The following is a 20,762-nucleotide window of genomic DNA, read 5'->3' as shown; positions in this document are numbered from 1 at the left end:
AAAAATGGAACGAAAAGACCGCATCGTTCAGGAATTTATGTCCCACCGCCTGGTGACAGAAGAACTGATTCAAAAGATTGATGAAAAACATCTCGATTACAAACCGACTGAAACGTCGATGCCAGCGAAGGAACTTGTCACGCATATGCTGCAATCTTTCTATGCCTTTGCTTCGGCGGCAAAAGAAGGAAACGGAGAGTCTTTTAAAAAGAAGCCGGAAGAAACAGGGTCAAGCCTGAGCGATCTCGCCAAAACGTATACAGAAAAAACAAAAAAGCTGCTTGAATCTTTTACGGATGAAGAATTGGATCGTGAGGTCGATTTGACCGGCGTCTTCGGACGGAAAGTAGCCGGCGAACAGCTGCTGCAGCTCGCGATCGGACACGAAATTCATCACAAAGGCAATCTGTTTGTTTATGTGCGTGAAATGGGACACACGGATCTGCCTTTGTACGTAAAGATTCATTGATTACGGGAGCCTGAAGATCACCCCTCCTTGAAAGAAAACCGGCTCAAAAGGAATACGAAAGCAGCCGGGTGTACACATTATGAGTAAAAGCAAAAGGAGGGTGTCAGCATGAATACGCATCGTGCCCAGGAAATCGTCGAATCACCCGACATGGTTGATGTTACTTATAATGGCAGGCCGATTTATATTCAGCATGTCAACGAACAAAATGAAACCGCAAGAATTTTTCCGCTCGGCCAGCCGGAGAACGAGCAGGAAGTACCGCTCGCAAATTTGAAAGAGCATTAAAAAGCAACCCCTTCAAATGAAGGGGTTTTGTATTTGTCTTATCACTCGGCCATCAAAAAAAACACTCGAAAGCCCGAGTGTTTAATTTATGATTTTTGCAAGTCCTCTTACTGCCAGCCTCAGCACATAAAACAACGGCTCAAGCAAATCAACGAGATAAAGATAATCCCATTTATCATCATTTCGTTTCTTCTTTTTCTTCAACAGCTGTTTCTCCCTTCCTGACTTTAATGGGGTTATTTCATATACGGACGCGCCTTCTTTAAGTTTCAAATTACAGGTGAAATTTGTTTTTTCTGGCGGCCCATTGTTTCTGAAGCCAGTTTTTTTTATAAAGATAAGCGATCAATTCCATCCACAGCTTAGGAAGCCTTTGCGGGAAACGGCTTTTTTTATAAATGGTTTGATAGGCTGTTTTTAAGTCATCCCACTGTCTGCATTCTTTTGTCTGCAAAAACCTGGCCACATCGATGACTTTGATTGTCCCAGCCGGCGTCAGTATCAGGTTTCTGAGGTGGATATCGGATGGATTCAACCCTTTCCGCTTCGCATCGTTCAATGCGCGGTCGACCTCGCAGATCATGTCATCATCGATCAGAATGCCTTTGTTTAAACACTCATAAAAAGTGTATCCTTTAATATACTCCATTAAAATATATGATGGCCCTGTTTCATATATATCAGGATAATAATTCGAATCAGAAAGCTTTTTGTAAATCTCCGCTTCCCTTGCGGCAATGTTCTTAAATTCGGGAAAAAAGACTTTAAGAGCCATTTCCCTGCCCTCTTCAGTCAGCTTAAAAACGTATGCGCTCCTGCCTTTCCCGATCAACTCTAAGTCATCGGGTTTTTGGATAAGTTTATTGAACTTTTTTTTCGTATTATACTTTACGGCCTCTGCATAGGTTTGCGCCTTTTTCACGCCGAACTCACCTTCTTTTTAAGGGCTGGTCAAACGAAAAACTCTCTATAATGTTGTTTATACATGAGAACGAGGGGTTTTGCACCTTAAATGCTTTTGAGTTCTTCATATTGGTTTAAAAATGTAACATTCGTAAACCGGTTGTCATCTAATTGCTTTTTTAGATTAATTTTTAAAAGCGTTGGTCAAACTATGGATATGATCGTTAAGGCAAAAAAGAAGGTGATATTGATGAACAGCCAAAGCAAGTTCAAAATCGGTTTATTGTTTATTGGAAGTCTGCTGGCCGCGCTCAGCTTTCACCTGGAGGCCCTGGCCGAAAAGCCGGCTAAAGTTCAAATCCAGCTTGAAAAGGTTTATCTGGACGGGGACGTTGGAATCGAAAATAAAGTAGAGGCCGCTCGAACACTGGAAGACTTTAAAGCTGCTTATAAAGGGTGGCAGCTCATCGATCAGAAAAAGGGGTTTATTCTGTTTCGCAAACAGGTGGACGACATTTCTCCCCTCAGCAAAACAAACGGTTATATCGGAGTGACGGAAGACGGCGTGATTTCGACTTTTCACGGCCGCCCGGGCATATTATCAGAGCCGATTCAATCGTTTTTTCAGATTGATATAAAGCGCCTGGAAAGCCGGATGGCGGATGATTTGCGCAAAGGGATCCCATACCGCACGAAAAAGGAATTTGAACATGTCATTGAAGCCGTAAAATCATCCGGAAGCCAACATCATGTAAAAGATATGAAGACATGACGCTGTTATGTCTTTTTTCAGCTGCAGACAGAAGCCATTTTTAGCGAACATATGTTAACTTTTTCATTCTAGCCTTGCCTGTTTTGTGTTACAATGAAGAGCAGTCAAAGAGGTGAATGAACGTTGATCGAATTCGTAAAAGGGACGATTGATTATGTATCGCCCCAATATATTGTCATTGAAAACGGCGGGATCGGCTATCAGATCTTTACGCCAAATCCGTTTATTTATAAGAAAAACAGCAACGAAACAATCTATACATACCATTATGTAAGAGAAGATACGAATGCGCTGTACGGCTTTTCGACAAGGGAAGAAAAAATGCTGTTTACGAAAATGCTGAATGTTACGGGAATCGGCCCGAAAGGAGCGCTTGCGATCCTCGCTTCCGGCGATCCGGGAGCGGTGATTGAAGCGATCGAGAATGAGGATGAAGCGTTTCTCGTCAAGTTCCCCGGTGTAGGCAAAAAAACGGCAAGGCAGATCATTCTTGATCTGAAAGGGAGGCTCGCGGACGCCGTTCCTGAAATCGCGGCCGATCTGTTTAACCATGAAGAGCGGGAGCAAATTCATGAAGCGGAAACGGCTCTTGAGGAGGCGCTTGAAGCATTAAGAGCGCTCGGCTATTCCGACCGGGAAATTAAAAAAGTCCAGCCTCATTTGAAAAAGGAAGAGGCGCTTTCGACGGATCAATACGTTAAAAAAGCATTGCAAAAATTGTTAAAGTAAGGTGATATCATGGATGAGCGGCTTGTATCAAGTGAACTAGACAACCATGAATCAGCGATCGAGCAAAGTCTGCGTCCGCAAAGACTGGCTCAGTATATCGGCCAGGAAAAAGTGAAAGACAACCTCAAGGTATTCATTGAAGCTGCGAAAATGCGGGAAGAAACGCTTGACCATGTCTTGTTGTACGGGCCGCCGGGATTGGGAAAAACGACGCTCGCTGCGATCATCGCCAACGAAATGGGAGTCAATCTCAGAACGACGTCAGGTCCGGCGATCGAGCGCCCCGGCGATTTGGCGGCGATATTAACTGCTCTGGAGCCAGGTGACGTTTTATTTATTGACGAGATCCACCGTCTGCACCGTTCGATCGAAGAGGTGCTGTATCCTGCGATGGAAGATTTCTGCCTTGATATCGTGATCGGCAAAGGGCCGTCGGCGCGTTCTGTGAGGCTCGATCTTCCTCCTTTTACCCTTGTCGGCGCGACCACAAGGGTCGGGCTTTTAACCGCGCCTCTCAGGGACAGGTTCGGCGTTCTGTCAAGGCTTGAGTATTACACGCGTGACGAGCTTTCAGACATCGTGATCAGAACGGCGGAGCTGTTTGAGGTTGACATCGATTCGCTCTCGGCTCTCGAAATCGCGAGACGGTCAAGAGGGACGCCGCGGATTGCCAACAGGCTTTTGAGGAGGGTCAGAGATTTTGCCCAGGTGCTTGGAAACAGCTCCATCACGGAGGAAGTGGCGGTGGATGCGCTGGAACGCCTCCAGGTTGATAAACTCGGGCTTGATCATATCGACCGCAAGCTTTTAATGGGCATGATCGAAAAATTTGGCGGCGGTCCAGTCGGCATCGATACGATTTCGGCTACCATCGGTGAGGAGTCTCACACGATCGAGGATGTGTATGAGCCGTATCTTCTTCAAATCGGTTTTATTCAAAGAACGCCGCGGGGGCGCATCGTAACCCCTGATGTATACAGCCACTTTAAAATGGAGGTTCCGAACCGTGACTGAATTTCCAAAGATTTTAATGGTGCTGGGCGCCGTCATTTTTGGCATCGGTTTATTCATGCAAGTCATCGGCAGGCTCCCCGGCGATATTTTTGTAAAAAAGGGAAACGTGACATTTTTCTTTCCGGTTGTTACATGCATTGTCATCAGCATCATTCTGTCCGTGGTGTTTTCGTTTTTCGGACGAATGAAATGACGCGACATTCAAGTCTATAGATAGAGTAAGGTGAAAAAAGATGAAAGTAGAATTATTCGATTTTGACTTGCCTGAACGCCTTATCGCACAGGTTCCTTTAAAAGAGCGGGATGCGTCCAGGCTGATGGTGCTGGATAAAAAAACAGGAGAAATCACTCACAGCACGTTTAAGCACGTGATTGATTTTCTGAACGCGGGCGATTGCATCGTGTTGAATGATACGAGGGTGCTACCGGCCCGCTTGTACGGAGTCAAGGAAGAGACGGGCGCAAAGGTTGAAGTTCTTCTGTTAAAACAGGAGGAAGGGGACGTATGGGAAACGCTTGTCAAGCCCGCAAAGCGGGTCAAGCGCGGAACCGTTCTTTCGTTTGGAGACGGCCGTCTAACGGCGGTCTGCACAGAAGAGCTCGAGCACGGCGGAAGAAAAATTGAATTCCGCTATGAAGGAATTTTTTACGAGGTGCTCGAATCGCTCGGCGAAATGCCTCTGCCTCCTTATATTAAAGAACAGCTCGATGACAGAGAGCGCTATCAGACGGTTTACTCAAAGAAACAAGGATCGGCGGCTGCGCCGACGGCCGGGCTGCATTTTACGGAAGAGATTCTGGATGCGCTCAGGAAAAAAGGCGTGCATATTGCGTTTATTACCCTTCACGTCGGGCTCGGGACATTCCGGCCTGTCAGTGCGGAAAATGTAGAGGAACACGATATGCATGCCGAGTTTTATGAAATGTCGGAAGAAACGGCAGCATTGTTAAACCGCGTCAGACAGGAAGGCGGAAAAATCATTTCCGTCGGCACGACATCGACGAGGACGCTTGAGACCATCGCTTCCGAACATGACGGCCGTTTCCGGGAAGCGAGAGGCTGGACATCGATTTTTATTTATCCAGGCTACACATTCCGGGCGATTGACGGGATGATTACCAATTTTCATCTTCCGAAATCGTCCCTCATTATGCTTGTCAGCGCGCTCGCAGGCAGAGAGCATGTGCTTTCTGCCTACCGCACCGCAGTGGAACACGAATACCGCTTCTTCAGCTTCGGAGATGCCATGTTGATCAAATAAAATTCAAAAAGATTGGAGGGCTCATAATTTGTCGCAGCAACCGATACGCTATGAGTTCATAAAAGCATGTAAACAAACAGGAGCAAGGCTGGGGAGAGTGCACACCCCGCACGGCTCATTTGAAACGCCGGTGTTTATGCCCGTAGGAACGCTCGCCACCGTTAAAACGATGGCGCCGGAAGAGCTGAAAGAAATGGGTGCAGGCATTATTTTAAGCAATACGTACCACCTTTGGCTGAGACCGGGCCATGACATCGTCAAAGAGGCGGGGGGCCTTCATCAGTTTATGAATTGGGACCGCGCCATTTTGACGGATTCAGGCGGCTTTCAGGTGTTTTCCCTGAGCGAGTTCCGCAAAATCGAAGAGGAAGGCGTTCATTTCCGCAATCATTTAAACGGAGACAAGCTGTTTTTATCTCCTGAAAAAGCGATGGACATCCAAAACGCCCTCGGATCAGATATTATGATGGCGTTTGACGAATGCCCGCCGTACCCGGCAGAGTACGATTATATGAAGAGGTCTGTTGAACGGACGAGCCGCTGGGCGGAAAGGTGCCTGAAAGCTCACAAACGCCCTGACGAGCAAGGGCTTTTCGGAATCGTTCAAGGCGGAGAGTACGAAAACTTGAGAAAACAAAGTGCGAAAGACTTGATTTCACTGGATTTTCCGGGATATGCTATAGGTGGACTATCCGTCGGAGAGCCGAAAGACGTGATGAACCGTGTGCTGGAGTTTACAACTCCGCTGCTTCCTGCGGATAAACCGCGCTATTTAATGGGGGTCGGCTCACCGGACTCTCTGATTGACGGAGCCATCCGCGGAGTGGATATGTTCGATTGCGTGCTGCCGACAAGGATAGCGAGAAACGGTACGCTCATGACGAGCGAAGGGCGTCTCGTCGTGAAAAATGCCAAATATGAAAGAGATTTCAGACCGATCGACGAGCAGTGCGACTGCTATACGTGCCGCAATTACTCGCGCGCTTATATCAGACATTTAATCCGCTGTAACGAAACGTTTGGAATTCGTTTAACTTCTTATCATAATCTTTATTTTCTGTTAAAATTAATGGGGCAAGTCAGAGATGCCATTCGTGAAGATCGTTTAGGTGATTTCCGGGAAGAGTTTTTTGAGCGCTACGGTTTTAATAAACCAAATGCTAAAAGTTTCTGACACATAAACGAAGAAAGCGATAAAGCCATTTGAAAGGGGTGAAAAAATAATGGAGATGCTTGGAACATTACTTCCGATTATTTTAATGTTTGCGGTTCTTTATTTCCTTTTGATCCGTCCGCAGCAAAAGCAGCAGAAGGCTGTCCGCCAGATGCAGGAGGAGCTGAAAAAAGGAGATAAGGTCGTAACGATCGGCGGCCTGCACGGCATCGTTGATTCAATTGACGAAAGCAAGGTTGTCATCAAAACAGGCGACAATACCCGTCTGACATTCGACCGCCGCGCGATCAGAGAGGCGTCAGCAGAATAGCCGAAAGGCTGATACATAAGCATCGGAAATCAGACTGTCGTAGGACGTGAAAACGGCGCTAGCGCCGTTCCTTATGTCTTGATGAAGCCGCAGTTGTTCCTGATGTGACATGGCATAAAAGAAGCCTGATGGGCATGAGAAAAGGGAGCGGTCATCCGCTCCCTTTTTGCTGTCTTTATGCACGGCTCCCCTGCAGATTGACCCCGAAAATCCCGCCCAGCATGCTGACTCCCAAAAAACCGGAATGATAGAGCAGCTGCTTCAAATTGAAGGCTTCGCCAAAGCCGAGATATTGAAACAAAAGCACCGTAAGAGAGAAGCAAAGCGCTGTCAACCCTCCGCTCAGCCACCCTTTTTCCTTCGATTTGCCTCCCGCAATAAAACCGCCGATGAACAAGGTAATAAAAGAAATGGCGGTAATAAACCAGCTGAATGAACTTTCGGTTAATGATGTGAAGGTGAGGAGCAGCGAAATGACCAGGCTTCCCGCAAACATCAAAGCGAAAATAACCGCCAAGCTGTATAAAATCCCTTTGCCGACTTGTTTTGGTTCGTTCATCACGATCCTCCTTTCAATATAGACGGGCTCGTCTTTTTAAATGTATTCTGCACGTTTGGCAAATAGACTAGCTCCCCCGACCTTTTATACATAAAAGCCTCAATTTTACAAAGGCTATGTTTATGATCATGATAGGCGGAAGGAGGCGGGCGGTAATGGATGAAATTTTAGCTCTTACGTTTCGGACGGTCGTTTTGTATTTCATCATCTTTATTTTGTTTCGCTTGATGGGAAAGAGGGAAATAGGCGAGCTGAGCATATTGGATCTTGTCGTTTTTATTATGATGGCCGAAATCGCGGTTTTGGCCATTGAAAATCTCGATGACCACCTTCTCCATACGATCATTCCAATTCTCGTTTTGACGCTGATCCAGGTTATATTTGCATATCTGTCATTGAAAAATCAAAAAATCCGCCGGCTTCTCGATGGAAAACCAACGATTATCATAGACCGCGGAAAAATTGATGAACACGCCATGAGGACACAGCGCTATAATTACGATGATTTGATGACACAGCTGAGAGATAAGAATGTGGAACGAATCGGGGATGTTTCATATGCGATTTTGGAGCCGACCGGGAAGCTTTCAGTGTTTACAAAAGACGGGCCAAACAAAATGATCGAACTGCCGTTGATTGTTGACGGAATGGTTCAAAAAGAACAATTAGAAAAGATCGGGAAAGACCGGGAGTGGCTTGAGCAAAAGCTTGAAAAAAGAGGACACCGCGATCTTTCCAAAATTTCTTATTGCACATATAATAAAGGTTCTTTTTTTATTGACATAAAGGATGAATTTAAACCTTAAAGCGAGAGCTTACGAAATCCAGCGGCCGAACAGCGGAAACCGCTGGATTTCTTCTTTTTTGACCAGCTTGAAGGCGACCAGAAGGAAGACGTAAAGAAAGCTTGTAACCGCGACACACAAAAGCAGGCGCATCGGCTCGGACTGGTCTAAAAAAAGGTGTTCTTTCATCAGAAGGCTTCCCCACCCTGATATCAAAATGACGCCGAAGGATACGATATATTCTTTCAGGTTAATGCTGATGGGAAGCACTTTGCTGACGGTTGCGGCGTGCAGCAGGGTGACGAGGATGATCCCCGTCAAAATCGCCAGCGCAGCCCCCATAATGCCAAGTGAAGGCCGTGAAGCGAGAACAAAAATGAGACCTGTTTTCACAACGGCGCCGACCAGGCTGTTCATCATTGCCGCGCCGGCCAGGTTTAAAGCCTGCAGGACGGCCTGCAGCGGACCTTGGAAATAGTAAAATAAAAAGAATGGAGCCATGATTTTCACATAAATCGCAGCATTTGACGACCCGTACATCACGCTGACCAGCTCATCCGCGTACGAAAACAAAATGACCGCCGATATTCCGCCGCTTAAAAGGCAAAGCCTCATCGCCTGCTCAAGCCTGTATTCCACGACTTGCATTTTTTTCTGTTCGATTCCTTCGCTGATGGCTGGAACGAGCGCCGTAGACAGAGAATATGTGATAAAGCTCGGGAGGGTGAGAAGCGTCAGGGCAAAGCCGGTCAACTCTCCGTACTGGCTCGTTGCGGCGGAAGCGGCGACCCCTGCTATTGCAAGGCTTTGCGCTACGACAATCGGTTCAAAAAACCATGACAGGTTGCCGATAAAACGGCTGCCCGTTGTTGGGAGCGAGACGCTCATCAGCTCGAAAAACGTGGTTCGTCCAGATTTCAGGGATTGGAAAAAACGTTTTCTGATGCGGATTTTCTTTTTGTATTTAAAGGCGACGAACAAATAAAGGAGTGAAGCCAACTCGCCAAACACGGATGACAGCATCGCGCCCGCAGCCGCATATTCGATGCCGAGCGGAAGGAATGCCGTCGTGCATACGGCGACAAGCGATATCCGGACAATTTGTTCGAGAACCTGGGATACGGCAAGCGGCCTCATATTTTGCTTTCCTTGAAAATAGCCCCTCAGCACGCTGGAAACAGCAATGATCGGAACGACCGGTGTAACCGCCAAAAGCGGATAAAGCGTTCTTTTGTCTGTGAGCAGCGTGTCGGCCATCAGCGGGGCGTAGATGAGAAACACCGGAGTAATGACGGCGCTGAGCGTCCCGGTAATTGCAAGAGACATCACTAAAATCTGCTTTGTCTTTCTGTGGTCTCCGCGCGCTTCCGCTTCAGCGACCAACTTGCTGATGGCGACAGGTAGGCCGAACTGGGTGAGGGTGACCGCCAGAAAAAAAGTCGGAGCCGCCATCATATAAAGCCCGACACCTTCACCTCCGATGAACCTTGCGATGACAATCCGGTTGATAAAGCCGAGCATTCTCGTAATCAAACCTGCCGCTATTAAAATGAGCGTTCCTTTTAAAAACGTCTGCTTCGTCATTTCTAGAGTCCCCTGCCTTCTCAAACAACCTTTAATCATATACAATAAGATATGCGCATACATCGTCCAAGCATGACAAGTCTCTCTGAAAAAATGTGAAAGGAGCGTGGCTTTGGCATGGGCAAACATCCGGCTGATCTGTACAAGGATCATTTAAAACCCTTTCTTCACAGCAAGACGGAAGAGTTCAGGATACTCGGTTATGACGATATTGAAATAGAGGAATTGTGGTCATACTTATTGAATAAGAAATGGAAGAAAAAGAAGGATGTTCAAATTCATCAGCTCGCCGGTGATATTTTATCTGTGAAAATTGGCGAATTTATGAACTATGCAACCGTAGAATCGTTTAAAACGTCTAATTTACTCGACAGCAAAGAAGGGCAGAATATGCTCGATGAGCTGCTGAGGTAGCCGTAGATTTTGGTTGATTTAAGGAGGAAATACATAATGAAAAAAGGACGCTTGATTGCGTTTTTCCTTACCGTTCTCTTGATCGGTACGGGACTGGGAATGTTCACGAAGCCGGCTGCAGACAGCATCAGCCTCGGCCTTGACCTTCAGGGCGGTTTTGAGGTTCTGTATGAAGTCCAGCCTGCCAAACAGGGCGACAAAATTGACAGGGACGCCCTCATCAGTACGGTTGAAGCACTGAACCGTCGGGCGAATGTGTTGGGCGTCAGCGAACCGAACATTCAAATCGAAGGAAACAACCGGATCAGGGTTCAGCTTGCCGGCGTCGACAACCAGAACAGGGCGCGGGAAATCTTATCCACACAGGCTCAGCTTACGTTCAGGGATACGAATGACAAAGAGCTTTTGAACGGTTCAGATCTTGTCGAAAACGGTGCTAAACAGTCGTTCAAGCAGGACACAAATGAGCCGATCGTGACGATCAAGCTGAAGGATGCCGATAAATTCGGCGAAGTGACAAAGAAAGTGCTCGATATGAAGCCGAACAACCAGCTCGTCATCTGGCTTGATTACAAAAAAGGCGACTCCTTTAAAAAAGAATCGCAAAAAGCGGATCATAAATACATCTCCGCTCCGAATGTCAGCCAGGTGCTGAACACGTCAGACGTGATGATTGAAGGAAATTTTACGATTCAGGAAGCAAAAGATATGGCGAGCATTTTAAATGCGGGCGCTCTTCCTGTCAAACTCGTTGAAAAGTATTCGACATCCGTCGGCGCGCAGTTTGGGGAGCAGGCTTTGAATGATACCGTGTTTGCGGGAATCGTCGGTATTGCTATTATTTTCTTATTTATGCTTCTTTATTATCGCTTGCCTGGTTTTGTCGCGGTCATTACGCTTTCTGTCTACATCTACATTACACTGCAGATCTTTGACTGGATGAATGCGGTTCTGACCCTTCCGGGGATCGCGGCTCTTATTTTGGGTGTCGGGATGGCGGTTGACGCAAACATCATTACGTACGAACGCATAAAAGAAGAGCTGAAGCTCGGCAAATCGGTCCGCTCGGCTTTTAAAGCAGGAAACAGAAGATCATTTGCAACGATCTTTGATGCCAATATTACGACGATGCTTGCCGGAATCGTGCTTTTCATATTTGGTACGAGCTCTGTCAAAGGCTTCGCGACCATGCTGATCCTATCCATTTTGACAAGCTTTGTTACAGCTGTCTTCCTGTCGCGCTTCCTGCTCGGCCTGCTGGTCGAAAGCCGCTGGCTTGACCGGAAAAAAGGCTGGTTTGGAGTGCGCAAAAAAGACATCCTGGACATCAGCAAGACAGACGAAAATACTGAGCCTCCGACTCCGTTTACCAAATGGGATTTCGTCGGTAAGCGTAAATGGTTCTTCGTATTTTCCGGGATTATTTTGGCTGCGGGAATTGTCATTCTGCTTGTTTTCAGGCTGAACCTTGGCATCGATTTCTCCAGCGGATCAAGGATCGAAGTGCAAAGCGACCACAAGCTTACGAGCGAAGAGCTGAAAAAAGACTTTGAAGAGGTCGGGTTGACAGCCGATTCAATCGTTCTTTCGGGTGATGATCAAAAACACGGCGTCGCCAGATTTGTCGGCGTTCCGGATCAGAAAAAAATTGCCGAAGTGAAGGATTATTTTAAAGATAAATACGGCTCGGAGCCGAACGTCAGCACAGTATCACCGACAGTCGGAAAAGAGCTGGCGAGAAACGCCCTCTATGCGGTGGCCGTCGCGGCTCTCGGGATCATCTTGTATGTTTCGATCCGCTTTGAATATAAGATGGCAATTGCGGCGATCGCTTCGTTGCTGTACGATGCATTCTTCATCATCGCGGTCTTCAGCATTACAAGGCTCGAGGTGGATATTACGTTTATCGCAGCCGTGCTGACGATTATCGGTTATTCGATCAACGATACGATCGTAACGTTTGACAGAATCAGGGAACAGGTGAAAAAGCGCAAGCCGAAGAGCTTCAGCGATTTATCGCATATTGTGAATCTGAGCTTGCAGCAAACGTTCACTCGTTCGATTAATACGGTGCTGACCGTCGTCATTGTGGTCATTGCGCTCCTCATTTTTGGCGCAGCATCGATTACGAACTTCTCTGTCGCGCTGTTAATCGGGCTGTTGAGTGGAGTGTATTCATCGCTCTACATCGCAGCTCAAGTATGGCTTGTCTGGAAAGGGCGCGATCTGAAAAAGCCGAAGCGCAAGCCTGCAGGAGAATAAATCGAGGACTGCCCGTACTGCCGGGCGGTCCTTTTTTGGTTTGAAGAGAAAAAAGTTGTTTTGGCGGCTTTCTATCGATCTTCTTTTTGTTTAAAATGGGAGCAGAGCGGGAAAATAACGCTAGAAAACGACGCGAATGGAGAGAGTATCTCATGAACAAACAATGGACGTTAATCTCTGCACTTATTTTTACATTAATTGTTGCTGTTTTCGCGGTCATTAATGTTGAACCGGTGAAGGTTGATTTTCTTTTTGGAACGGCAGAATGGCCTTTGATCCTGGTCATTTTGGTATCGGTATTGATGGGGGCGATCATTATCGGCTCGGCAGGCGCTTTTCAGATCATGCGGCTGAAAAAAGAGCTGAAGGCGTTCAAGAGAGAAGAACGGGTAAAGTATCCTGAACTTGAAGCCGAATCGGCGGCCCCCGAAAATCAGAAAGACTAGAAAGATTGCACGAAATAAATTGAATCCCCTCATGCTGCTCTAGTATAATAGTGTGGTTGAGGGGTGAATTTATGTTAGCGTCAAAAATGCGTTGGGACGTGCAAACGCCCGACAAAGAAAAGGTGGAGCAGCTCGCCGGAAGATTAGGCATTACTCCCCTTGCCGCCTCATTGCTTGTCATGAGAGGTTACGATACAGCCGACAAAGCATCTTCATTTTTAAATGGCAAGGATGCTGTTTTTCACGATCCTTATCTGCTGAAAGATATGGAAAAAGCTGTACAGCGAATCAAACAGGCAATTTCAGATCAAGAAAAGATTATGATTTACGGCGATTATGATGCGGACGGTGTGACAAGCACGACTGTCCTTTTGCAAATGTTGAAAAAATGTTCAGCACAAGCCGATTTTTATATACCTGACCGCTTTAAAGAAGGGTACGGCCCGAATGAAGCGGCCTTTCGCGGGATCAAAGAATCAGGCTATTCATTGATCATCACAGTTGACACAGGCATTGCCGCCGTTCATGAAGCTGAAGTCGCTAAAGAGCTTGGCGTCGATTTGATCATTACGGATCACCATGAGCCGGGACCCGTTTTGCCGGATGCCTATGCGATCATTCATCCGAAGCAGCCGGGCTGCGGCTATCCATTTAAAGAGCTTGCCGGCGTCGGTGTCGCATTTAAGCTAGCCCACGCTTTGAACGGAGAGCTCCCGGAAGATTTGCTCGACCTTTGTGCGATCGGCACGATTGCCGACCTTGTGCCGCTTCATGATGAAAACAGGCAGATTGCCAAGCGCGGCATGGAACAGTTCAGGAGAACGAAGCGCCCCGGATTAAAGGCGCTGACCAAAATTGCCGGAGCGGAGATACATAGTGCGGATGAAGAGACCATCGGTTTTCAAATTGCGCCCCGCTTAAACGCGGTCGGCAGAATTGAACAGGCTGACCCGGCCGTTTACCTCCTGAACACAAAAGACGAAACAGAAGCGGAAGAGCTGGCCGAAGATATCAACGCCTTGAACAAGGAGCGCCAAAAAATCGTCAATCAGATGACAGAGGAAGCCGTTCAGATGATCGAGGAGGAAGGGCTTGACCGGCCGGTGATCGTCGCGGCGCGGCCGGGCTGGAATCCCGGTGTCGTCGGAATCGTGGCTTCAAAGCTTGTCGAGCGGTATTACAGGCCCGCCATCGTTCTCGGTATCGATGAAGAAAAAGGAATTGCCAAAGGATCTGCGCGCAGCATCAAAGGATTTGATTTATTTCAAAATCTCTCGGAGTGCCGGGATATTCTCCCGCACTTCGGCGGGCACCCGATGGCAGCCGGAATGACACTCAACCTGGAAGATGTTTCGGCACTAAGGGAGAGAATCAACCGTCAGGCTGAAGCGGTTCTGACCGAGGAAGATTTTATTCCCGTTCAAGACGTCGATTTGTGCTGCCGGCTCGAAGATATCACGGTTGACAGCATTGCCGAAATGAACATGCTGGCGCCGTTCGGCACGGGAAATCCGAAGCCCTTCGTCCTTGTCAGCGACGTTAAAATTGATGATTCCAGGAAAATCGGCGCCAACAAGAATCACTTGAAGCTTGTGCTGGCAGACGGCGAGAACAAGCTTGATTGCATCGGATTTTATAAAGGCGCCATCGAAGACGGAATCGTTCCTGGAGCAAAGATCTCGATTGTCGGGGAACTGTCGATTAACGAGTGGAATAACAGAAAAAAACCGCAGCTGATGATCAAAGATGCGGCCGTCAATGAATGGCAGCTGTTTGATCTGCGGGGAAAACGGTCATGGGAAGAAAAAATATTGCAGCTGGATCCTGCGAAACGGGCGTGCATCTGCTTCCGTGAGGAAACCAAAGCGAAGCTTGCGGGGACAGGCCTTGAAGAAGAGCTGACCGTCATCAGCGGTCCTGAAGATGCAGAGCGTCTCGTCCTTGAGAGCCGCTATGCGGTATTTATAGATATTCCGCCGTCGCTCGACATCTTTGACCAAGTGATAAAAGGCAAAAAACTGGAGCGCATTTATCTGATTTTTTATCAATCAGACGAACATTTTTTCTCAACATTTCCAACTAGGGAATATTTTAAATGGTACTATGCTTTCCTCCTGAAAAGAGGTTCTTTTGACTTGCCGAAATACGGCGGGGAGCTTGCCAGACATAAAGGCTGGACAAAAGACACAATTGATTTTATGACAAAGGTGTTTTTTGAGCTCGGTTTTGTTACAATAGAGAATGGTGTTTTATCTGTTGTTTATCATGCCGAAAAGCGCGATCTGACAGATTCTGAAACCTACCGGGAAAAACAGCGCCTGATTGAATTGGAGCAAAAGCTCATTTATTCTTCGGCGGATGAGCTTAAACAGTGGCTGGATAAGCGGATGGCGGAAAACGCCGTCGCTTATAAAGTATGAGGAGGACATGAAGACAGATGGATTTGAAGAAGTATGTGACAATTGTGCCGGACTACCCGAAGGAAGGCGTACAATTTAAAGATATTACAACATTGATGGACAAAGGCGACGTCTATCGCTACGCGACAGATCAAATTGTAACGTATGCGAAAGAAAAAGAGATCGATCTTGTCGTGGGACCTGAAGCGAGAGGATTTATCATCGGCTGCCCTGTCGCATATTCGCTCGGGGTAGGATTTGCGCCTGTCCGCAAAGAAGGCAAACTGCCGCGTGAAGTCATCAAAGTCGACTACGGATTGGAATATGGAAAAGATGTCCTGACCATCCATAAAGATGCCATTAAACCGGGGCAGCGCGTCTTGATCACTGACGACCTGCTTGCAACCGGCGGAACGATCGAAGCAACGATCAAGCTGGTTGAAGAGCTTGGCGGCGTCGTAGCCGGAATCGCTTTCCTGATCGAACTGACATATCTTGAAGGAAGAAATAAACTGGACGGATATGATATTTTAACCTTGATGCAATACTAAACAAATTTTATACTATAAAAAGCACTCATAAAAAGCGGGTGCTTTTTTTCCTATTCATATAGTATTCCGGGGCCGGCAAAAGTCCTTTTGAATTTCTTCTCTTTACATCTGTGACATTTTTCTTGATAATAATTACAATACAGTTTTCAATTATAAAAAAGGTGATTCCATGGCGAACGAACAAGTATTAACCGCTGAGCAAGTCATTGAGAAGGCGAAAAGTTACCTTTCCGATGAACATGTTGCTTTTATAAAAAAGGCTTATCAGTACGCGGAAGACGCACATCGCGAACAATACCGCAAATCGGGCGAGCCGTATATTATCCATCCGATCCAGGTCGCGGGTATCCTCGTCGATTTGGAAATGGACCCCGCCACAATAGCGGGAGGATTTCTCCATGATGTGGTGGAAGATACGAGCGTAACGCTTGAAGATTTAAAGGAAGCATTCAACGAAGAAGTTGCGATGCTTGTCGACGGCGTCACGAAGCTTGGGAAAATTAAATATAAATCACAGGAAGAACAGCAGGCAGAAAATCATCGGAAAATGTTTGTGGCTATGGCTCAGGACATCCGCGTCATTTTGATCAAGCTGGCGGACCGCCTTCACAACATGAGAACCTTGAAGCACCTGCCGCAGGAAAAGCAGCGCAGAATTTCAAATGAGACGCTTGAAATATTTGCTCCGCTGGCTCATCGCCTTGGGATTTCAAAAATAAAGTGGGAGCTTGAGGATACCGCTTTACGCTATTTAAATCCACAGCAATATTACCGGATCGTCAATTTGATGAAGAAAAAGCGGGCCGAAAGAGAATTGTACGTCGAAGAGGTCGTAAACGAAGTGAAAAGCCGCGTCGAAGAGGTCAATATTAAAGCGGACTTTTCCGGCCGGCCGAAGCATATTTACAGCATCTACAGAAAGATGGCGATGCAAAACAAGCAATTCAATGAAATTTACGACTTGCTCGCAGTCCGGATCCTCGTCAACAGCATCAAGGACTGCTACGCGGTTCTAGGCATCATTCATACATGCTGGAAGCCGATGCCGGGCAGATTTAAAGACTATATCGCAATGCCGAAGCCGAACATGTACCAGTCCCTCCACACTACCGTCATCGGGCCGAAGGGGGATCCGCTGGAAGTCCAGATCAGGACGTTTGAAATGCACGAAATTGCGGAATACGGAATCGCGGCCCACTGGGCTTACAAAGAAGGCAAAAATGTCAATGAAGATTCAAGCTTTGATAAAAAGCTTTCCTGGTTCCGCGAAATTTTGGAATTTCAAAATGAGTCGAGCGATGCCGAAGAATTTATGGAATCTCTAAAAATCGATTTGTTTTCCGACATGGTGTTCGTTTTTACGCCGAAAGGGGACGTCATTGAATTGCCGTCAGGCTCTGTGCCGATCGACTTTTCGTACCGGATCCATTCAGAAATAGGCAATAAAACGATCGGGGCGAAAGTAAACGGAAAAATGGTCACGCTTGATTACAAGCTGCGCACAGGGGATATCGTAGAAATTCTGACATCCAAGCATTCGTACGGTCCGAGCCAGGACTGGATCAACCTTGCGCAGACATCTCAGGCTAAGCATAAAATCCGCCAGTTCTTTAAAAAGCAGCGCAGAGAGGAAAATGTCGAAAAAGGCAGAGAACTGGTTGAAAAAGAAATTAAAAACCTGGACTTTGAAGTGAAGGACGTCTTAACTGTTGAGAATCTGCAGAAAGTCGCCGACAAGTTCAATTTTGCCAATGAAGAAGACATGTATGCCGCAGTCGGCTATAACGGCATTACAGCCGCTCAAGTTGCAAACCGTCTGACGGAAAAAGAACGGAAAATCAGAGATCAGGAAGAACAGGTGAAAAGCGTTCAAGATGTAACACCTGAACCGAAACCTTACCAAGGGAAAAAACGCGAAGCGGGTGTTCGCGTCAAAGGCGTTGACAACCTTCTGATCAGACTGTCAAAATGCTGCAACCCCGTTCCGGGAGATCCGATCGTCGGATTCATTACAAAAGGCCGTGGTGTATCCGTCCATCGCGAGGACTGCCCGAATGTTTTAACAAATGAAGCGCTCGACCGGCTGATTCAAGTAGAATGGGAGCATGAGCCGCAGACGCAGCGGAGAAAAGAATATAACGTCGAAATCGAAATTCTCGGCTATGACCGCCGCGGCCTTCTTAATGAAGTTCTTCAGGCCGTTAATGAGACAAAAACAAATATTTCATCTGTATCAGGTAAATCGGACCGCAATAAAGTGGCGACGATCCATATGGCCATCTTCATTCAAAATATTAATCATTTGCATAAAGTGGTTGAACGGATCAAACAGATTAAAGATATCTACTCCGTGCGCAGGGTGATGAATTAGGAGGAAAAGCGTCATGAGATTAGTTGTTCAGCGCGTCACAGATGCAAGCGTTTCGGTAGGAGGCGAGACTGTCGGTCAAATCGGCCTCGGCTTGATGGTGCTTGTCGGCGTGACGCATGAGGATACGAGCGAAGATGCCGCATATTTGGCGGAAAAGCTAGTCAATCTGCGGATTTTTGAAGATGAAGGCGAAAAGATGAACCTGTCGCTTTTAGATGTCGGAGGCTCCGTTTTATCGGTTTCTCAGTTTACCTTGTACGGCGACACGAAAAAAGGAAGGCGGCCGAATTTTACAAAAGCGGCAAAACCCGATCAGGCGCTTCAATTATACGAGGAGTGGAACAGCATGCTTCGCGCGAAAGGCGTGGCTGTCGAAACGGGAAGATTTGGCGAAATGATGAATGTCAAGCTGACAAATTCGGGTCCCGTCACCTTTATTATGGATTCGAAAGCATAAAAAAGCTCCCATTTGGGAGCTTTTTTATTAGTTAAAATAGTTTTCTAAGCCGCTTCTAATGCCGTCTGTCACTCTTTCTCTATAAGCGTTCGTGCTGACAACCGCTTCTTCTTGAGGATGGCTCAAGTAGCCGAGTTCAAACAATGCGGCGGGCTGTTTATTTTCTCTTAATACGAAGTAGTCCCCGAATAATACGCCGCGGCTAGGCAGAGGCGAGTGTTTTTCGATCTCGGACTGAACGTCTGCTGCGAGCTTCCGGTCTTTTGACGGGCTGTAGTAATAGGCGGTATTTCCCCTTACGGACGCGTTTGGAAAACTATCATAATGAATGCTGATAAAAGCGTCGGCATTTCGGTAATGAGAGGTCGCGACCCGCGACTGAAGGCTGACGAAAGAATCGTCATTCCGCGTCATATAGACGTTGACGCCATCGGCTCTCAGTTTCGCGGCAAGAATCGTTGCTGTTTTGATGGTCAGCCGTTTTTCGAGCGTCCCCCGCGTTCCGATTGTCCCGCTGTCATGTCCTCCGTGTCCGGCATCGATGACAACCGTTTTATTTTTGATTGTGCCGCTCGCGCTTGACCGCTTTGCCAAAGGCGGTGCTGCGCTTTTCGAATCTCCGGCTGAGCCAGACTGGTCAGCGGTCTGAACGACCCAGTTTGCCACATAGGCGGAATCGCCGTTTGACAGTTTGATTTCATACCAGTCGCCTTTTGCAGAGACGATCGGATAAGACTCGCCTTTCCCTGCGCGCTTGACGATCGCTGAGGATGTCGAAGGCCCGCTTCTAACATTTGTGCCTTCATACACGATGGTGGCCTGCTGTTTTGACCCGGAGCCGCTGCTTGTTTCCGAAGTTCCGCTTTTCTGTTTGGGTCCTTCGAGAATATAGTGGCTTGCGACCCAGCCCTTTTGACCATTAAATTCGATTTCATACCAGCCGTGCTGTTCGTTTAAAATCGTCACACTTGCATTCCGTTGAAGCGACGCAATAATCCGTCCCTGATGGGAAGCTGTGCTTCTGACATTTAAGGTGGATACGCCGACCGTTCCTGATTTTGTTGATGAAGCGCGTGATGAAGACGATTGAGACTGTTTTGCTCCTGAACCTTGATTGACATAGTCTGAATGGACCCAGCCAGTGATGTTCTGATAGGAAATCTTTACCCAGTTTCCGTCGGTCTTTAGCAGGTCAGCCTGTTCTCCTTCAGGGAATACGCCTTGGACTTCATATGAAGTGCCGGGGCCTTTTCTGATTCTCAGGTTTGCTTCGGAAGATGTGACTTTTCCCGCCGCTGAATCAGAGCCGTTGGAGACTTGGCTTTTTTTCTTGATCAGCCAGGATACAACCCATCCTTTTTGTCCGCCGTTCAGCTGGATCTGGACCCAATCCCCGCGCTCTTCAAGAATCGGATAGCTTTCATTCCGGCTGACGACGCTGACGATTTCATGGCTCAGTCCGGGTCCGCTCCTGACATTGATTTCATCGGTGGCAATCACGGCTTCCCCGATGGCTGCAGAAGCTGTGTTTGACGATGTATAAAAGGCTGCTTGTGCTGCCAGCATCATCGATAGGATCAATACTGTTCTTTTTTTCATATTGTTACCCATCTCCTCCTTTCGGTAAAAAACTTGGAACACTACTTCTTCTTCTATATCGTATATTCCTTGCCGTTTTTTTAATAAAATGAAAATGATTTGTTTATACTATAGAAAAAAGATATCAAAAGGATGTTGTTGTGTGAGGTATAATCAAAGAATGGGCAGAGCGATCCATGAGCAAGATGCAAATCTGCATCTAAAGGATCATGCGGATCCGGAGCAAGCCGGCTTTATGGAAGAAACGGCGACTGAGCTGGGGCTCGCGTCCAAAGAATCAATTCAGAATAAAAAGAACCGCAAATAGGGTTGACATGCACACTTAACACTCGTATTATAATATAAATTAGTGTACATATGAGTTGAACTGAAGATGGAGAATAGTAGGCAAGAGTACGTGAAAAGAGAGGAACC

At 47.0% G+C, this 20,762-nt stretch carries 23 protein-coding genes and 1 other annotated feature (1 of these 24 running past the window's edge); of the genes, 18 read left to right on the top strand and 5 right to left on the bottom strand.

What is annotated here, in order from left to right; all coding sequences use genetic code 11:
- The first annotated feature begins 4 nt into the window (after positions 1–4).
- Positions 5–469: a DinB family protein gene (locus LQ247_RS09515; protein ID WP_231005937.1), complete on the top strand. Its 465-nt coding sequence runs from the start codon at positions 5–7 to the stop codon at positions 467–469.
- Positions 470–577: 108 nt separating this feature from the next.
- On the top strand, positions 578–757 hold the full coding sequence (locus tag LQ247_RS09510; RefSeq protein ID WP_023855402.1) for a small acid-soluble spore protein H: 180 nt from the start codon (positions 578–580) through the stop codon (positions 755–757).
- A gap of 81 nt (positions 758–838) precedes the next feature.
- On the opposite strand, the gene LQ247_RS22030 is transcribed toward LQ247_RS09510, so the two are convergent.
- Together LQ247_RS22030 and LQ247_RS09505 are read right to left on the bottom strand one after the other, a co-directional pair.
- Positions 839–961: a hypothetical protein gene (locus tag LQ247_RS22030; protein WP_023855401.1), complete on the bottom strand. Its 123-nt coding sequence runs from the start codon at positions 959–961 to the stop codon at positions 839–841.
- 70 nt (positions 962–1,031) lie between these two features.
- Entirely contained in the window at positions 1,032–1,679 is a 648-nt protein-coding gene (locus LQ247_RS09505) for a protein kinase family protein (protein WP_231005936.1), read from the bottom strand.
- Positions 1,680–1,910: 231 nt separating this feature from the next.
- Between LQ247_RS09505 and LQ247_RS09500 the strand changes: the two genes are divergently transcribed.
- From LQ247_RS09500 to yajC, 7 genes are all read left to right on the top strand, one after another.
- Positions 1,911–2,432 (top strand): intercompartmental signaling factor BofC, encoded by a 522-nt coding sequence (locus LQ247_RS09500; protein WP_105980164.1) that lies wholly within the window; start codon positions 1,911–1,913, stop codon positions 2,430–2,432.
- Positions 2,433–2,555: 123 nt separating this feature from the next.
- Positions 2,556–3,161: a Holliday junction branch migration protein RuvA gene (gene ruvA / locus LQ247_RS09495; RefSeq protein WP_231005935.1), complete on the top strand. Its 606-nt coding sequence runs from the start codon at positions 2,556–2,558 to the stop codon at positions 3,159–3,161.
- A 9-nt stretch (positions 3,162–3,170) separates the two neighbouring features.
- The gene (ruvB, locus tag LQ247_RS09490; RefSeq protein WP_023855398.1) at positions 3,171–4,175 is read left to right on the top strand and encodes a Holliday junction branch migration DNA helicase RuvB; all 1,005 of its coding nucleotides are present in this window, start codon (positions 3,171–3,173) and stop codon (positions 4,173–4,175) included.
- Entirely contained in the window at positions 4,168–4,368 is a 201-nt protein-coding gene (locus LQ247_RS09485; RefSeq protein WP_003183984.1) for a DUF2905 domain-containing protein, read from the top strand. The genes ruvB and LQ247_RS09485 overlap by 8 nt, the downstream gene beginning before the upstream one ends.
- Before the next feature lie 40 nt (positions 4,369–4,408).
- Positions 4,409–5,437 carry a tRNA preQ1(34) S-adenosylmethionine ribosyltransferase-isomerase QueA gene (queA, locus tag LQ247_RS09480; protein WP_020452420.1) on the top strand — a complete coding sequence of 343 codons (1,029 nt, stop codon included), beginning with the start codon at positions 4,409–4,411 and terminating at the stop codon, positions 5,435–5,437.
- Positions 5,438–5,465: 28 nt separating this feature from the next.
- Positions 5,466–6,611: a tRNA guanosine(34) transglycosylase Tgt gene (gene tgt / locus LQ247_RS09475; RefSeq protein ID WP_020452419.1), complete on the top strand. Its 1,146-nt coding sequence runs from the start codon at positions 5,466–5,468 to the stop codon at positions 6,609–6,611.
- A 46-nt stretch (positions 6,612–6,657) separates the two neighbouring features.
- A complete protein-coding gene (gene yajC, locus LQ247_RS09470; RefSeq protein WP_085959518.1) occupies positions 6,658–6,921 on the top strand; it encodes a preprotein translocase subunit YajC in 264 nt (87 codons plus the stop codon).
- Positions 6,922–7,096: 175 nt separating this feature from the next.
- Here yajC and LQ247_RS09465 read toward each other — a convergent pair whose 3' ends face one another.
- On the bottom strand, positions 7,097–7,480 hold the full coding sequence (locus LQ247_RS09465) for a TIGR04086 family membrane protein (protein ID WP_020452418.1): 384 nt from the start codon (positions 7,478–7,480) through the stop codon (positions 7,097–7,099).
- Between the two features lie 155 nt (positions 7,481–7,635).
- Here LQ247_RS09465 and LQ247_RS09460 point away from each other — a divergent pair, with 155 nt between their 5' ends.
- Positions 7,636–8,286: a DUF421 domain-containing protein gene (locus LQ247_RS09460; protein WP_020452417.1), complete on the top strand. Its 651-nt coding sequence runs from the start codon at positions 7,636–7,638 to the stop codon at positions 8,284–8,286.
- Positions 8,287–8,295: 9 nt separating this feature from the next.
- On the opposite strand, the gene spoVB is transcribed toward LQ247_RS09460, so the two are convergent.
- Positions 8,296–9,849 (bottom strand): stage V sporulation protein B, encoded by a 1,554-nt coding sequence (gene spoVB / locus LQ247_RS09455; RefSeq protein WP_026579144.1) that lies wholly within the window; start codon positions 9,847–9,849, stop codon positions 8,296–8,298.
- A 117-nt stretch (positions 9,850–9,966) separates the two neighbouring features.
- Between spoVB and LQ247_RS09450 the strand changes: the two genes are divergently transcribed.
- The 7 genes from LQ247_RS09450 to dtd all read left to right on the top strand — a co-directional run bounded on the left by LQ247_RS09450 (position 9,967) and on the right by dtd (position 18,749).
- Positions 9,967–10,263, top strand: a complete 297-nt coding sequence (locus LQ247_RS09450) for a post-transcriptional regulator (RefSeq protein ID WP_023855396.1) — start codon at positions 9,967–9,969, stop codon at positions 10,261–10,263.
- A gap of 36 nt (positions 10,264–10,299) precedes the next feature.
- Positions 10,300–12,525: a protein translocase subunit SecDF gene (secDF, locus tag LQ247_RS09445; RefSeq protein ID WP_039072894.1), complete on the top strand. Its 2,226-nt coding sequence runs from the start codon at positions 10,300–10,302 to the stop codon at positions 12,523–12,525.
- A 152-nt stretch (positions 12,526–12,677) separates the two neighbouring features.
- On the top strand, positions 12,678–12,971 hold the full coding sequence (locus LQ247_RS09440) for a LapA family protein (protein ID WP_231005934.1): 294 nt from the start codon (positions 12,678–12,680) through the stop codon (positions 12,969–12,971).
- Positions 12,972–13,042: 71 nt separating this feature from the next.
- Positions 13,043–15,391 carry a single-stranded-DNA-specific exonuclease RecJ gene (gene recJ / locus LQ247_RS09435; RefSeq protein WP_026579146.1) on the top strand — a complete coding sequence of 783 codons (2,349 nt, stop codon included), beginning with the start codon at positions 13,043–13,045 and terminating at the stop codon, positions 15,389–15,391.
- A gap of 17 nt (positions 15,392–15,408) precedes the next feature.
- Positions 15,409–15,921, top strand: coding sequence for an adenine phosphoribosyltransferase (locus LQ247_RS09430; RefSeq protein ID WP_023855391.1), 513 nt, complete (start codon positions 15,409–15,411; stop codon positions 15,919–15,921).
- A 169-nt stretch (positions 15,922–16,090) separates the two neighbouring features.
- Positions 16,091–18,292, top strand: a complete 2,202-nt coding sequence (locus tag LQ247_RS09425) for a RelA/SpoT family protein (RefSeq protein WP_023855390.1) — start codon at positions 16,091–16,093, stop codon at positions 18,290–18,292.
- Positions 18,293–18,305: 13 nt separating this feature from the next.
- A complete protein-coding gene (gene dtd / locus LQ247_RS09420) occupies positions 18,306–18,749 on the top strand; it encodes a D-aminoacyl-tRNA deacylase (protein ID WP_035338452.1) in 444 nt (147 codons plus the stop codon).
- A gap of 27 nt (positions 18,750–18,776) precedes the next feature.
- Here the strand turns inward: dtd and LQ247_RS09415 are convergent, their stop codons facing one another.
- Positions 18,777–20,348 carry an SH3 domain-containing protein gene (locus LQ247_RS09415; RefSeq protein WP_199792212.1) on the bottom strand — a complete coding sequence of 524 codons (1,572 nt, stop codon included), beginning with the start codon at positions 20,346–20,348 and terminating at the stop codon, positions 18,777–18,779.
- A gap of 142 nt (positions 20,349–20,490) precedes the next feature.
- On the opposite strand from LQ247_RS09415, the gene LQ247_RS09410 reads away from it, so the two are divergent.
- The gene (locus LQ247_RS09410) at positions 20,491–20,655 is read left to right on the top strand and encodes a YrzK family protein (protein ID WP_023855388.1); all 165 of its coding nucleotides are present in this window, start codon (positions 20,491–20,493) and stop codon (positions 20,653–20,655) included.
- A gap of 54 nt (positions 20,656–20,709) precedes the next feature.
- Positions 20,710–20,762 (top strand) — a binding site (T-box leader) (it continues 187 nt past the right edge of the window).

This window comes from Bacillus sp. BS3(2021) (assembly GCF_021043345.1).
GTDB classification, from domain to species: Bacteria; Bacillota; Bacilli; order Bacillales; family Bacillaceae; genus Bacillus; species Bacillus paralicheniformis.
This window is presented reverse-complemented; position numbering and strand designations above follow the sequence as displayed.

Coding starts and splice junctions, on each gene's coding strand:
- spoVB (WP_026579144.1), bottom strand. CDS start 9,849: ATGACGAAGCAGACGTTTTTAAAAGGAACGCTCATTTTAATAGCGGCA.
- dtd (WP_035338452.1), top strand. CDS start 18,306: ATGAGATTAGTTGTTCAGCGCGTCACAGATGCAAGCGTTTCGGTAGGA.
- LQ247_RS09415 (WP_199792212.1), bottom strand. CDS start 20,348: ATGAAAAAAAGAACAGTATTGATCCTATCGATGATGCTGGCAGCACAA.
- LQ247_RS09500 (WP_105980164.1), top strand. CDS start 1,911: ATGAACAGCCAAAGCAAGTTCAAAATCGGTTTATTGTTTATTGGAAGT.
- LQ247_RS09460 (WP_020452417.1), top strand. CDS start 7,636: ATGGATGAAATTTTAGCTCTTACGTTTCGGACGGTCGTTTTGTATTTC.
- secDF (WP_039072894.1), top strand. CDS start 10,300: ATGAAAAAAGGACGCTTGATTGCGTTTTTCCTTACCGTTCTCTTGATC.
- recJ (WP_026579146.1), top strand. CDS start 13,043: ATGTTAGCGTCAAAAATGCGTTGGGACGTGCAAACGCCCGACAAAGAA.
- LQ247_RS09465 (WP_020452418.1), bottom strand. CDS start 7,480: ATGAACGAACCAAAACAAGTCGGCAAAGGGATTTTATACAGCTTGGCG.
- ruvB (WP_023855398.1), top strand. CDS start 3,171: ATGGATGAGCGGCTTGTATCAAGTGAACTAGACAACCATGAATCAGCG.
- LQ247_RS09510 (WP_023855402.1), top strand. CDS start 578: ATGAATACGCATCGTGCCCAGGAAATCGTCGAATCACCCGACATGGTT.
- LQ247_RS09515 (WP_231005937.1), top strand. CDS start 5: ATGGAACGAAAAGACCGCATCGTTCAGGAATTTATGTCCCACCGCCTG.
- LQ247_RS09440 (WP_231005934.1), top strand. CDS start 12,678: ATGAACAAACAATGGACGTTAATCTCTGCACTTATTTTTACATTAATT.
- LQ247_RS09450 (WP_023855396.1), top strand. CDS start 9,967: ATGGGCAAACATCCGGCTGATCTGTACAAGGATCATTTAAAACCCTTT.
- queA (WP_020452420.1), top strand. CDS start 4,409: ATGAAAGTAGAATTATTCGATTTTGACTTGCCTGAACGCCTTATCGCA.
- LQ247_RS09430 (WP_023855391.1), top strand. CDS start 15,409: ATGGATTTGAAGAAGTATGTGACAATTGTGCCGGACTACCCGAAGGAA.
- LQ247_RS09425 (WP_023855390.1), top strand. CDS start 16,091: ATGGCGAACGAACAAGTATTAACCGCTGAGCAAGTCATTGAGAAGGCG.